Source organism: Brevundimonas sp., assembly GCF_047617075.1.
Lineage (GTDB): Bacteria > Pseudomonadota > Alphaproteobacteria > Caulobacterales > Caulobacteraceae > Brevundimonas.
In genome coordinates, this window is sequence record NZ_JBLGCI010000005.1 from 31,055 (window position 1) to 42,828 (window position 11,774).

Genomic DNA, 11,774 nt, shown 5'->3' on the forward strand with positions numbered 1-11,774 from the left:
GCGGATCAGGCGCTGAAAAGAAGCAGGAACCTGCCCCGCGCCCGGGCGTAGATTGCGTCCCAACCCGTCACCGGGACCAAGCTCAGGGAGAGATCATCATGCGCGTCGGCGTGCCCAAGGAAATCAAGCCCAACGAACACCGCATCGGCCTGACCCCGACCGCCGTGCGCGAATACGCCGCCCGCGGCCACGAGGTTCTGATCGAGAAGGGCGCCGGTCTGGGCGCCGGTTTCGCCGACGACGCCTATGAGGCCTGCGGCGCCAGGATCGTCCCCGACGCCGCCGCGGTCTTCGATCAGGCCCAGATGATCGTGAAGGTGAAGGAGCCGCAGAAGACCGAGTGGCCGCGCCTGAAGCCGGACCAGATCCTGTTCACCTATCTGCACCTGGCGCCCGACCCCGATCAGACGAAGGGTCTGCTGGAGTCCGGCTGCGCTGCTATCGCCTATGAGACGGTCACGGATTCCAAGGGCGGCCTGCCGCTGCTGGCGCCCATGTCCGAGGTGGCCGGCCGCATCGCCGTGTTCTCCGCCGCCGAGACCCTGCTGAAGCACAACGGCGGCATGGGCCTGCTGCTTTGCGGCGTGCCCGGCGTTTCGCCGGCCCGCGTGGTGGTGCTGGGCGGCGGCGTCGTGGGCATGAACTCGGCCCGCATGGCCCTGGGCCTGAACGCCGAGGTGGTGGTGATGGAGCGCTCCATCCCCCGCATGCGCGAGATCGACGAGTCCACCTCGGGCCGGGTCATTACGCGTTATTCCTCCATCAACGCCATCGAGGAGGAGATCCTCAAGGCCGACGTGGTCATCGGCGCGGTGCTGGTGCCCGGCGCCTCGGCGCCCAAGCTGATCAAGCGCGAGCATCTGTCGCGCATGAAGCCCGGCTCGGTGCTGGTGGATGTGGCCATCGACCAGGGCGGTTGTTTCGAGACCAGCCGGCCCACCACCCACGAGGATCCCACCTATGAGGTGGACGGCGTGGTGCACTACTGCGTGGCCAACATGCCGGGCGCCGCCCCGCGCACTTCGTCCGAGGCCCTGAACAACGCCACCCTGCCCTTCGGCCTGGCCCTGGCCGAGCACGGCCTGGACGCCTTGAAGAAGGATCCCCACCTGGCGCGCGGCCTGAACGTGATGGACGGCAAGATCACCTATCCCGCCGTGGCCGAGGCCCTGGGCATGGACTACGTCGATCCCTACGGCGTCTGGAAAGACTGACGCCCTGACCGCCCTCTCCCGTCGCGGGAGGGGGCGGCGGCTTCAGCTGATCGTGCGGATCGCCGCGACCAGCTCGTCCACCGCCGCCTCGGTCGTGGCCCATGAGCAGACGAAACGCACCGAGCCGTCGTCAAACCGGTAACATGCCCAGCCCGCCTCGTTCAGACGGCGGTGGGCGCCGGCGGGCATGCGCACGAACACCGCGTTGGCCTCCACCGGATGGGCCAAGACGAAGCGGCTGTGGGTGACGATCCCCTCCGCCAGACGGCGGGCCATCAGATTGGCGTGTTCGCCGCCCGTTTCCCAGGCGCCGCTCTCCAGCAGGCCCAGGAACGGCGCGGCCTGAAAGCGGCCCTTGGAGGCCATCTGTCCGGCCTGCTTCAGCCGGTTGTCGAGGCGGCGGGCCAGACTCTTGTCAAACAGAACGATGGCCTCGCTGCACGGCGCCCCCGCCTTGGCGCCGCCGAACACCAGAACATCGACGCCCAGTCGCGCGATCTCGGTCAGGTCGAACCCGCCGGCCGCCGCATTGGCCAGACGGGCGCCGTCCATGTGCACGCCGTAGCCCCTGGCCTTCACCGGCTCGATCAGCTGGCGCAGCTCATCGGCCGTATAGACCGCGCCGTACTCAGTGGCCTGGGTCACCGACAGGGCGGCCGGCGGCTGGCGGTGCCCGACCTCGGGCTCGTCCAGGATCGCAGTCATGGCCTTGGGGTCGATCTTCCCGGAAAAGCCCGGCAGTCCGATCAGGCCGACGCCCTGGCCGAAGAAGCCCGGCGCGCCGGTCTCGTCGGTGCACACATGGGCCGCGTGGTGGGCCAGCACCGCCTCGAAGGGAAAGGTCAGCATGGACAGGGCGATGGCGTTGGCCGCCGTGCCGGAAAAGACGAAGCGCACCTCGGCGTCGGCGTCCAGACGTTGACGGATCAGGTCCGCAGCGCGCGCCGTGACGTCGTCGGCGCCATAGGCGCGCGCGAACCCCGCGTTGGCCGCCTGGATTCCGGCCAGGGCCTCGGGCGCCATGCCCGCCGTGTTGTCCGAACCGAAATCGTAGCGCACGGCCTACTGACCTTTCGACGGGGTGAGGGCTTCCGGCGGGGCCTGATCCAGCTCGGCCGCCTTACCCACATTGCCGCCGAAATATTCGACCGCTTGGGGGAAGGGAATCTCGATGCCCGCCTCGTCCAGGGCCTCCTTGATCGTCTGGAACAGGTCCGCCCGGGTCTGCCACCAGTCGCCTGAGAGGACATGGGCATGCAGGGTGATCTGGACTGCGCTGTCCAGCAGGCCGGTGACGCCCGTCCACACCGGGGTGTCGCCCAGCACCTTGCCGTGCGCGGCGGCGGTGGAGCGGATCACCTCGCGCGCTTCGTTCAGATCGGCGCTGTAGGAGACGGTGAAATCGATCGCCACCCGCCGCGTGGCCTGGCCCGAAATGTTCAGGATCACGTCGCCGAGCACCTGGCTGTTGGGGGCGACGATCTTGACGTTGTCGGCGTCGGTCAACTGGGTGGTGAACAGGTCCAGCCTCTGAACCACGCCGGTTGCGTCCCCGATCCTCACCAGATCGCCGACACGGTAGGGCCGCAGCATCAGCAGCAGTACGCCCGCCGCCACATTGGACAATGTGCCCTGCATGGCCAGGCCGACGGCCAGGGAGGCGGCGCCCAGGACGGCGATGATGGAGGTGGTCTGGACGCCCAGACGCTGCAACACCGCGATCAGGCCCACGGAGATGACGACGACCCGGACCACCTGGACGATGAAGCCCTCGACGGTCTTGTCTTCCCTCAGGCCCCGGACCCGGCCCAGGGCGCGGCGGGCGGCGCCGGCGGCCCATTTGGAGCCGAACCAGGTGGCGACGACGATCAGGGCCGCAACGCTGAGGTTCACGGCCAGGTCGCCGGCCATCTGTGTGGCGCGCGCCACCAGGGCGGCGTCCATGGCGATGGCGCGGTCGGATGAGGCCGCAACGGCGGCAAGGGCGGTGGAGATGTCGGTCATGGGCCCGGTTTAACGCGACTGGGCAGGGCATTTAAACCACCCGGACCGAATTCCCCGTTCAGGCGGCCGCTGACTCGCCCAGCACGAAGCTCTGCACCTCGCGCACGGCGTCGCGGCCGTCGCGCGCCCGCATCATGACGCCGGCCAGAGCCTTGAAGTCGATGGGCTTGTTCAGATAGGCGTCGGCCCCGGCGGCCATGCCAGCTTCGTGATCCTCGGTGCGCGCTGAGGCGGACAGAACCACCACCGGCGTGTCGCGGTTCGGGCCGTCAGTCTGACGCAGGGCCCGGGTCGCCGTCAGCCCGTCCATGACCGGCATGTTCACGTCCATGACGATAAGGTCGAAGTGGTCCGCCGCAGCGACGTCCAGCGCCATTTGTCCGTGCTCGGCCGAGGCGGTGACGTGTCCGGAGGAGGACATCCAGGCCTCCAGTATCATGCGGTTGACCGGGTGATCCTCGACCACCAGAACCTTCAGCGACTGTCCGTCTCCCACCTCGGCGCCGATGGCCTCCACGGCTTCGGACCTGGACCATTGGGCCACTTCGGCCTCCACCACGAAGGCGAAGGTGGAGCCTTCGCCAAGCACGGAGCTGACCTCGATCTCTCCGCCCATGATGTTCGCCAGTCGGCGGCAGATGGTCAGGCCCAGCCCCGTTCCGCCGAAGCGGCGGGTGGACGAGCCGTCCAGCTGGGTGAAGGGCTGGAACAACCGGCCCAGATCCTCGTCGGAAATACCCGGGCCGCTGTCCTTGACGGAAAAGCGGAAGCGGACGCGGTCATCGGCGACGCGCTGGCTGTGCACGGTGTAACGCACCTCGCCGTCGTCCGTGAACTTGACCGCGTTGGACAGCAGATTCTGGATCACCTGACAGACGCGCAGCGGATCGCCGCGCACCACGGCGGGGGTCTCGCCGGCGAACTCGGAGATGAACGTCAGTCCCTTGGCCTGAGCCTGGGCCATGAAGGGACCGGTCACCCGCTCGTGAAGGTCCTGCAGCGCCACGTCGACCACTTCGAAGGTCATCTTGCCGGCCTCGATTTTGGTCATGTCGAGGATGTCGTTGAGAAGCGACAGCAGATTGTCGCCCGAGTTGCGGATGATCGACAGATATTCCTTCTGGGTATGGTCCAGCCGCGTCGCGCCCATCAACTGGGCGGCGCCCAGAACCCCGTTCATGGGCGTGCGCAGTTCGTGGGAGATCACACCCAGGAAGTTCGATTTGGCCTCGTTGGCCGCATCGGCCTTATCGCGCGCCGCCTCGAGCTCGCCGATCAGATGGGCCTGATGCTCCTGAAACGCCTCGATCTTGCGCTCCTTCATCATGGTGATGATGACCAGCACAAGGATGGCGGATCCAAGAACAGGCACGACGGCCAGAAGGGTCAGGAAGCCCGGGCTGCCCCACAGGGAAATGAGAATGCCGAGGGTGAGCAGGCTGTAGGGCGCCGAGATGACCAGCGCCTGTCGCGGCGCGGTGCGCATCTGGGTGAAGACCATCACATAGCCGGCGCACAGAAGCGCCACGCCCAGCGCCGGCCCGTAGGGCCCGCCCAGGAACCACGCCAGTCCCGGCGCCAGAGCCCAGGCGAAGGTCGTGAGAAAGGCCACGGTGGTGAAGGTGGCGCTGTAGTCGCGCCGTCCGGTGGCGGCGACCTTCTTCTCCACGCGACCCCGAATCCATCCGGCGGTCATGGTGATGACGAACCAGGCCAGGGCGAGAACGGGCCCCACGGCCGTCGCCAGGGCCAGGGCCCAGCTGGCGATGATCCAGTAGCGCAGGTTGCCGGTCTCGAGGATGCTTTGCAGCACGGTGGCGGCCTCGCGAGAGCGCCCGGGCGTCTGCTGCGTCGTCTTCGCGCTGTCCGCGCTTCCGGCCGGTCCCGCCATATTCAGTCCCCAATCTGAACAGTCCGGCGCGAACGCTATAGGTGAACCGCTAAGAGGGGGTGAACGGAGAATTTTCTATTTCGCTGCGGCTTCGGAAGGCGTCCGGGCACGGATCGAAAGGGCGTGGACCGGACCGGCGAGTTCTTCGGCCAGAAGGGCGTTGATCATGCGCTGGCGTTCCACCCGCCCCTTGCCCTCGAAAGCGGGCGAGACCACCTCAAGGTTGAAATGACTCTCGCCGCCGGGGCGCGCGTCCATGCCGCCCTCATGATGGTGGCCGGCGTGCCGGGCGCTGTCGTCCTCGATCTCCACACGGGCCGCAGAGAGGGCCGCAGTCAGTTTTTTGCGAATTATCGTCGCAACAGGGCCTTCATTCATAGGTTTTCCGCCCGGCTTCCTTGATGACGTCCAAATCGGACCTACACTTCGGGTGATGTCAGCTTCTTTTCAATACAAGCCTCGCTTCAAGGACATGCGGATCAAGCCGCCGCGCCCCGAGGAGGAGGAAGCCGCGGCAGACGTGCTTCGCCTGAAGCCCGGCGAGAAGCCGTGCCAGCACCCGGACTGCAGCAAGGCCGCCACCGCCCGCGCGCCCCGCTCGCGCGAGCGGCTGAACGAGTTCTATGAGTTCTGTCAGGCCCACGCCGCCGAGTACAACAAGAGCTGGAACTTCTACGCCGGCATGAGCGAGGGCGAGATCCGGGCTCGCTATGAGAACGAGCAGATGACCGGCGGGCGTCCCACCTGGGAAATGAAGGCCGGGCGCATGTCGCGCGAGGCCGCCGCCTTCGCCTCGAAACTCGGTACGGCGAACAAGACCGGCGCCGGCCGCTGGTCAGACCCGTTCGCCATGTTCGGGCAGGATCATCAGGGGCGAAAGGCTGAGGGGCCGGAAACCGCGCACATCGGTCGGCTGGAGCGTCAGGCCCTGGCTGATCTGGATCTGGAGCCGGGCGCCGAAAAGGCGGCCATTCGCGCGCGCTACCACGCCCTGCTCAAGCGTTGCCATCCGGACCACAACGGCGGGGACCGGTCGGCGGAAGACAAGCTGCAAAGAGTAATCCGGGCCTGGAAGACCCTGACCAAGGCGAAGATGGCCTGACGGCTACTGAGCTGTGGCGTCCAGACGGGTGATCACGTCCACATAGACATCGGCCGCCAGGGCGACGGTGGCGGGATCGACGGCCTCGATCACATCGCCTTCGGAGTGGATCAGCTGGAACACCTCGGGGACGAAGCCCTCCGCCAGACCAGGGTTTTCCCCGCCGTTGAAGGCCAGCCACATCTGGTGGGCGCCGACGCGGTTCTGGAAGCCGATGGAGACCACCGGAACCTCGGCGGCGATGAAGGCGCGGTCGTCGCTGGGCGGATAGACCGGGAAGCCGACGCAGGTCAGGCCGCGATCCGCGCATTCCTCGCGCAGCGCCGTCAGGACGAAGGCCGAACGCTCGCCGTTGTTCTCGCCGTACATCAGCGTATCGCCGAAGGCCGCCACGTCGGAGTTGACCACCGCCGTCACGCGCTCGGTTCCATTGGCCTCGATCCAGCGCCGGGCGCCGATCAGGCCCAGCTCTTCCTGATCAAGGAAGATGACCCGGACCCGGTGGTTCAGGTCGCGATCCCGCAGAACCTTCGCCGCCTCGATCAGGGCGACGGTGGAGGCGGCGTTGTCCACCAGGCCGTCCGCCAGCTCGCCCGATTGCAGCACCACGGCGTCGTAGTGGGCCGTCAGGAGCAGGTCCCGATCGCCCTCGCCCAGGGTGACGATGACGTTGGAGCCGGTCATGGGCTGACCGCGCGCGCCGCCTTCGAAGGTCTGGATTTCATAGGCGAGCCCCGCCGCATCCAGCTGGCCGGTCAGCACCGCCAGTCGTTCGGCGTTGGAGGGCTGCTCATAGGCCGCGACCGCCTCTCGCAGGGCGGCCTCGTCCTGGGCCAGGGCAGGCGTGGCGAGAGCCAGAAGGGCGCAGGCGGCGGTCAGGGTGCGAAGCATGGCGGTATCCTTGTTCCGGCCACGCTTAGCCGATCAGCTCTTCAGCCGCCAGCCGCTGCGGAACACCAGATAGCAGACGACGGCCAGGGCGGCGGTGATGAGCAGGCTGGCGATGATCCCGACCGTCAGGTCGCCCTCGGCATGGCCGATGAAGCCGTAACGGAACCCGTCGATCAGATAGAACATCGGGTTGAAATGGCTGAGCGTGGCGAAGGGCTCGGGCAGGCGCTCCACCAGATAGAAGGCGCCCGACAGGAAGGTCATGGGCATGACCACGAAATTCTGCACGGCGGCCAGGTGGTCGAACTTTTCCGACCACAGGCCCGCCAGCACGCCCAGCATGCCCATCAGCATGGACGCCATGACCCCGAAGAACAGGATAGCGGCGATGTTGGCCACGCCCAATCGCGCAAAGGGCAGCACGCAGATGGCCGTCACCAGCCCCACCAGAATGCCGCGCGTCGCCGCGCCCAGAGAAAAGCCGATCATCAGCTCCAGCGGGCTGAGCGGCGGGGTCAGGAAGTCGGTGGCCGTGCCCATGATCTTGGCCTGAATCAGGCTGGACGAGGCGTTGGCGAAGGCGTTGTTCAGGATCGCCATCATGATCAGGCCCGGCGCCACGAATTCCGAGAAGGGAATGCCCAGCAGGGGCGGTCGGCCGCCCTGCAGCGCCACTACGAACACCATCATGTAGAGCAGAGTGGTGACCACCGGCGCCGCCACGGTCTGGGCGCCCACCTTGATGAACCGCCGGACCTCGCGAAGGTAAAGGGTCTGGACCCCGATCCAGTTGATGCCCGGATAGGCGCGGGGGCTGGGGGGCGTGGCGGTCAGACGGCTTAGATCAGTCATGGGCGCCAGATGCGCTTTCGGCGCGGGCTTCGCAAGCCGGGGGGTCTTATCCCCCGCCAGATTCGCCGAACATTGATTCAAGATGTGGTTTCTGTGGATACGACCGGCGCCAGATGTTGCGTCCCTTAAGGAGTGGTTTACGATCAGTTGTGGTTGAAGGACGTGCAGGACGCCCTTCGCACAAGATGTTGAATCAGCGACCTTGGAGGGTGGCATGTCTCAGGGCTGGACCGAAGACCGCGTTGGCGCGCTGAAGAAGCTGTGGCTGGAGGGCCAGTCCGCGAGCCAGATCGCCAAGCAGCTGGGCGGCGGCGTCACGCGCAACGCCGTGATCGGCAAGGTGCACCGCCTTGGCCTGTCCGGCCGCGCGGCGCCCTCGCAGCCGGCCCGCACCACCTTCCGCGCGCCGCGTCCGCGCCCGGCGCAGCCCTCGGCCCCGCGCCGCATCGAGGCGGCCCAGCCGCGCACCGCGCCCGTGCCGCCGACCCCGCCCGCGCCACGCATTCCGGACATGCCGGGCACGGCCACGGTGCTGACTCTCGGCGCCCACATGTGCAAATGGCCCATCGGCGACCCGACCTCGTCCGACTTCAGCTTCTGCGGGCGCCGCTCCGACGAAGGCGCCACCTACTGCGTGGAGCACGCAAAGCTGGCCTATCAGCCGCAGATCCGCCGCGGCTCGCGCGACGGCGCCACCGAACTGGCCCGCTCGCTGCGTCGCTACATCTGACCCGGTTCAGCCACAGGGCTGTCACGAACGCCCCGTAAGGGGCCGCTGTCCGCCCCGCCGGTTTCGCCGGCGGGCCTGGGGCGGGGCCGCGATTCTCCGGGTTGGCGCGGCCCCTCACCCGCCTTGCTAGTTCAGCACCCGCCGCGCGTCCGGCACATCCAGCGAAAAGGCCGGGATCGTCACATCGAAGCTGACGCCCGCCTCGTCCACCATCCGGTAGGCGCCCTGCATGGCCCCCGACGATGTGGCCAGAGGACAGCCCGAGGCATAGGCATAGGTGTCGCCCGGCGAAAGCACGGGCTGCTCGCCCACCACGCCCGAGCCGCGCACCTCCTCCACATGGCCCATGGCGTCTGTGATGATCCAGTGGCGGGCCATGAGCTGAACCTCGGCCTCGCTGCGGTTCTCGATCTCGATGTGATAGGCCCAGATCCAGCGGCGTTCCTCGGGATCGGACTCCCCGTCCAGATACATGGGCGTGACCCGGACCCGGATGCCCCGTGTTTCGGCTTCGTAGGAACCCTTGCGTTTCATGCCGCCACCCTTACGGACCCATGCACAGGGCGCAACCGCGACCTTGCGCCTTTCCCCCTCGCCGTCGCGGAATCTGTGTAAGCTTTGACCATGACCTTCGACTTCTCGCGCCCCGGCATCCTGCCCTGTCAGTCCATAGAGACGCTCATCGCCGCCGGAGCGGTCACATCTGCCACGCCCTTTGACGCCGATCAGGTGCAGCCCGCCAGCCTGGACCTGCGTCTGGGCGCCCGCGCCTGGCGCGTGCGCGCCTCGTTCCTGCCCGGCGGGCGGCGGGTGCAGGAGCGCATCGACGACGTGGCCATGCACATGATCGATCTTGAGGGCGGCGCGGTTCTGGAGAAGGGCTGCGTCTATATCGCCGAGCTTCAGGAGCGGCTGAAGCTGCCGCCGGGGCTGCTGGCGCGGGCCAATCCCAAGAGCTCGTCCGGCCGGGTGGACGTGTTCGTGCGCCTGCTGACCGACCGGGGCCTGGCCTTCGACGACGTGGCCGAGGGCTATGACGGCCCGCTGTATCTGGAGATCGCGCCCCAGACCTTCTCGGTTCTGGTGCGCCCCGGCACGCGGCTGAACCAGCTGCGTCTGAAGGCGGGCGAGCCGCCGCGGCTGGAGACCCGCAGCGTCGGGGTGGAGCTGAGCGAGGGGATCATCGGCTTCCGGGGCCGCCGCCATGCGGGCATCATCGACCTGGACCGGGAAGACGGCCACGATCCTCGCGATTTCTGGGAGCCGCTGGAGGCGCGCAGCCGGAATGGCCGCCCCGGCGAACTGCTGCTGGACCCGGGCGAGTTCTACATCCTGGCCTCCATGGAGGCGGTGGAGATCCCCGTCGATCAGGCCGCCGAGATGACCCCCATCGACCCGTCGGTGGGCGAGTTCCGGGTGCACTACGCCGGCTTCTTCGATCCCGGCTTCGGCACCGACGAGGCCCACGGGGCCGGATCGCGCGGCGTGCTGGAAGTGCGCACCCACGACACCCCGTTCCTGCTGGAACACGGCCAGACCGTGGCGCGGCTGGTCTATGAACCGCTGACCGAACGACCCGAGCGCCTGTATGGCGAGGGCGGCTCGCACTATCAGCGCCAGGGTCTGAAATTATCCAAGCATTTCAGGGCCTGGCCCGGCGCCTGACGCCTTTTTGGACAAGGTCGTTTGATTTTTTGTCAATGACGCTTGACATAAACGAGCTCTGCGGAGTAAAGGTCGCTTGTCACTTAGACAAGGACCATTTCCATGACCGCCTCGCCCCGCCCCCGCCGCAAGATGAGCAGCGCCGGACGTTTCTGGCTCCTGATGGGTGTCTGCCTGCTGCTCGGCGGCGTCACCGGCGGCGTCTACGCCTGGCTTGAGGACACCGGCGACCTGCCGGGTCCTGTCCTGAGCGCCCTGATCCTGTTCGTCATTTTCGGTCTGGTGATCGCCGGCACCGTCTGGTGGTGGATCCGCGCCGACGAGGCGGTGCGCGAGGCCCACAAATGGGCCTGGTACTGGGGCGGCTCCATCGGGATGTGCGTCGGGATCGGCGCCCTGATGCTGGCGGAAGCCTACGGCGGCGACGCCCCGGTCCCCGCCGGCGCTACCTACAGCTCCCTACTGATCGCGGGCGCCAGTCTGGTGCTGCTGCCGATGCTGATCGGCTACGGCGTCGCCTGGTTCGCCTGGTGGGTCTCCAAGAGGGTCTGAGTATGAACAATCGCCTCAAGGTGCTGCGCGCCGAGCGGGACTGGAGCCAGGCGGACCTGGCCGACCAGCTCGGGGTGTCGCGCCAGACCGTCAATGCGCTGGAAACCGGCCGCTACGACCCGTCCCTGCCCCTCGCTTTCAAGATCGCCAGAACCTTCGGCCTGGCCATCGAAGACATCTTTTCCGAGTGAAGGAGAAACCGATGACCACCCTTCAGAAATCCCCCGATACGCGCTCCAGATTGCTCAAGCTGGCCGGACTGGCTGTCGCCGGCGCCGTCGTCGGCTACGTCTCCGCCACCCTGCTCGCCGAGTATGTGATCCTGCCCTCGCCCGACCTGCTGCGCTGGAGCGACGCTGTGGCCCTTGTCGTGGCCGTCATGCTGGTCGCCGGGGGCGTGTCGGTGCTGGCGGCCTCCCGCAACGGCCGCGCACTGGCCGCCGTCACCTCGACTGACGAACCGGCGGACCCGCGGGAGGTGCGGGACATGCGCCTTCAGGGGATCGTCCTGGCACTGTCCGGCCTGCTGCTGGCGGCGCCCGTGGCTGCGGCCCTGTCGGGCAACACCGCCCCCGTCATGACCCTGATCGCCATCGCGGCGGTCTTCGTCCTGCACACGGGTCTGAACCTCAGCCTGTGGCGACGCGGCGACGAGATGATCCGGCGGGTCATCGTGGAATCCGGCGCCCTGGCCTTCTGGATCGGTCAGGCGGCCCTGTTCGGCTGGGCGGTAGCCGAACGGCTGGGTGTCGCGCCGGCCCTGACGGCCTGGGACATCCTCGTCGTCGTGATGGGCCTTTATCTGATCTGCTCCGCCGTCGTGGGCCTGCGCCGAGGCCTCAGCTGACATCTTTCCAACCCCGCCAAACCTTC

Annotated in this window: 14 protein-coding genes; 7 read left to right on the forward strand and 7 right to left on the reverse strand. The window is 67.6% G+C overall.

What is annotated here, in order from left to right; all coding sequences use genetic code 11:
- Positions 1–98: 98 nt before the first annotated feature.
- A complete protein-coding gene (gene ald, locus ACI8U3_RS06640) occupies positions 99–1,214 on the forward strand; it encodes an alanine dehydrogenase (RefSeq protein WP_415014085.1) in 1,116 nt (371 codons plus the stop codon).
- A 42-nt stretch (positions 1,215–1,256) separates the two neighbouring features.
- Here ald and ACI8U3_RS06645 read toward each other — a convergent pair whose 3' ends face one another.
- From ACI8U3_RS06645 to ACI8U3_RS06660, 4 genes are all read right to left on the reverse strand, one after another.
- Complete coding sequence (locus tag ACI8U3_RS06645) at positions 1,257–2,273, reverse strand: threonine aldolase family protein (protein WP_415014086.1); 1,017 nt, start codon at positions 2,271–2,273, stop codon at positions 1,257–1,259.
- Between the two features lie 3 nt (positions 2,274–2,276).
- A complete protein-coding gene (locus ACI8U3_RS06650) occupies positions 2,277–3,218 on the reverse strand; it encodes a mechanosensitive ion channel family protein (protein ID WP_415014087.1) in 942 nt (313 codons plus the stop codon).
- Positions 3,219–3,276: 58 nt separating this feature from the next.
- Complete coding sequence (locus ACI8U3_RS06655; protein WP_415014088.1) at positions 3,277–5,109, reverse strand: ATP-binding protein; 1,833 nt, start codon at positions 5,107–5,109, stop codon at positions 3,277–3,279.
- 75 nt (positions 5,110–5,184) lie between these two features.
- Positions 5,185–5,487, reverse strand: a complete 303-nt coding sequence (locus ACI8U3_RS06660) for a BolA family protein (RefSeq protein WP_415014089.1) — start codon at positions 5,485–5,487, stop codon at positions 5,185–5,187.
- Positions 5,488–5,542: 55 nt separating this feature from the next.
- On the opposite strand from ACI8U3_RS06660, the gene ACI8U3_RS06665 reads away from it, so the two are divergent.
- Positions 5,543–6,211: a J domain-containing protein gene (locus ACI8U3_RS06665; protein ID WP_415014090.1), complete on the forward strand. Its 669-nt coding sequence runs from the start codon at positions 5,543–5,545 to the stop codon at positions 6,209–6,211.
- A gap of 3 nt (positions 6,212–6,214) precedes the next feature.
- Here ACI8U3_RS06665 and ACI8U3_RS06670 read toward each other — a convergent pair whose 3' ends face one another.
- Complete coding sequence (locus ACI8U3_RS06670; protein WP_415014091.1) at positions 6,215–7,102, reverse strand: M28 family metallopeptidase; 888 nt, start codon at positions 7,100–7,102, stop codon at positions 6,215–6,217.
- A gap of 33 nt (positions 7,103–7,135) precedes the next feature.
- Positions 7,136–7,954 (reverse strand): ABC transporter permease, encoded by an 819-nt coding sequence (locus tag ACI8U3_RS06675; protein WP_415014092.1) that lies wholly within the window; start codon positions 7,952–7,954, stop codon positions 7,136–7,138.
- A gap of 214 nt (positions 7,955–8,168) precedes the next feature.
- Here ACI8U3_RS06675 and ACI8U3_RS06680 point away from each other — a divergent pair, with 214 nt between their 5' ends.
- The gene (locus ACI8U3_RS06680; protein WP_196838349.1) at positions 8,169–8,684 is read left to right on the forward strand and encodes a GcrA family cell cycle regulator; all 516 of its coding nucleotides are present in this window, start codon (positions 8,169–8,171) and stop codon (positions 8,682–8,684) included.
- A gap of 126 nt (positions 8,685–8,810) precedes the next feature.
- On the opposite strand, the gene apaG is transcribed toward ACI8U3_RS06680, so the two are convergent.
- Positions 8,811–9,218, reverse strand: a complete 408-nt coding sequence (gene apaG, locus ACI8U3_RS06685) for a Co2+/Mg2+ efflux protein ApaG (protein WP_415014093.1) — start codon at positions 9,216–9,218, stop codon at positions 8,811–8,813.
- Between the two features lie 90 nt (positions 9,219–9,308).
- Here apaG and ACI8U3_RS06690 point away from each other — a divergent pair, with 90 nt between their 5' ends.
- The 4 genes from ACI8U3_RS06690 to ACI8U3_RS06705 all read left to right on the forward strand — a co-directional run bounded on the left by ACI8U3_RS06690 (position 9,309) and on the right by ACI8U3_RS06705 (position 11,748).
- Positions 9,309–10,349 (forward strand): 2'-deoxycytidine 5'-triphosphate deaminase, encoded by a 1,041-nt coding sequence (locus ACI8U3_RS06690; RefSeq protein ID WP_415014094.1) that lies wholly within the window; start codon positions 9,309–9,311, stop codon positions 10,347–10,349.
- A 102-nt stretch (positions 10,350–10,451) separates the two neighbouring features.
- Entirely contained in the window at positions 10,452–10,901 is a 450-nt protein-coding gene (locus ACI8U3_RS06695; RefSeq protein ID WP_415014095.1) for a hypothetical protein, read from the forward strand.
- A gap of 2 nt (positions 10,902–10,903) precedes the next feature.
- On the forward strand, positions 10,904–11,092 hold the full coding sequence (locus ACI8U3_RS06700; protein WP_045318646.1) for a helix-turn-helix transcriptional regulator: 189 nt from the start codon (positions 10,904–10,906) through the stop codon (positions 11,090–11,092).
- Between the two features lie 11 nt (positions 11,093–11,103).
- The gene (locus tag ACI8U3_RS06705; protein ID WP_415014096.1) at positions 11,104–11,748 is read left to right on the forward strand and encodes a hypothetical protein; all 645 of its coding nucleotides are present in this window, start codon (positions 11,104–11,106) and stop codon (positions 11,746–11,748) included.
- Positions 11,749–11,774 lie beyond the last annotated feature (26 nt).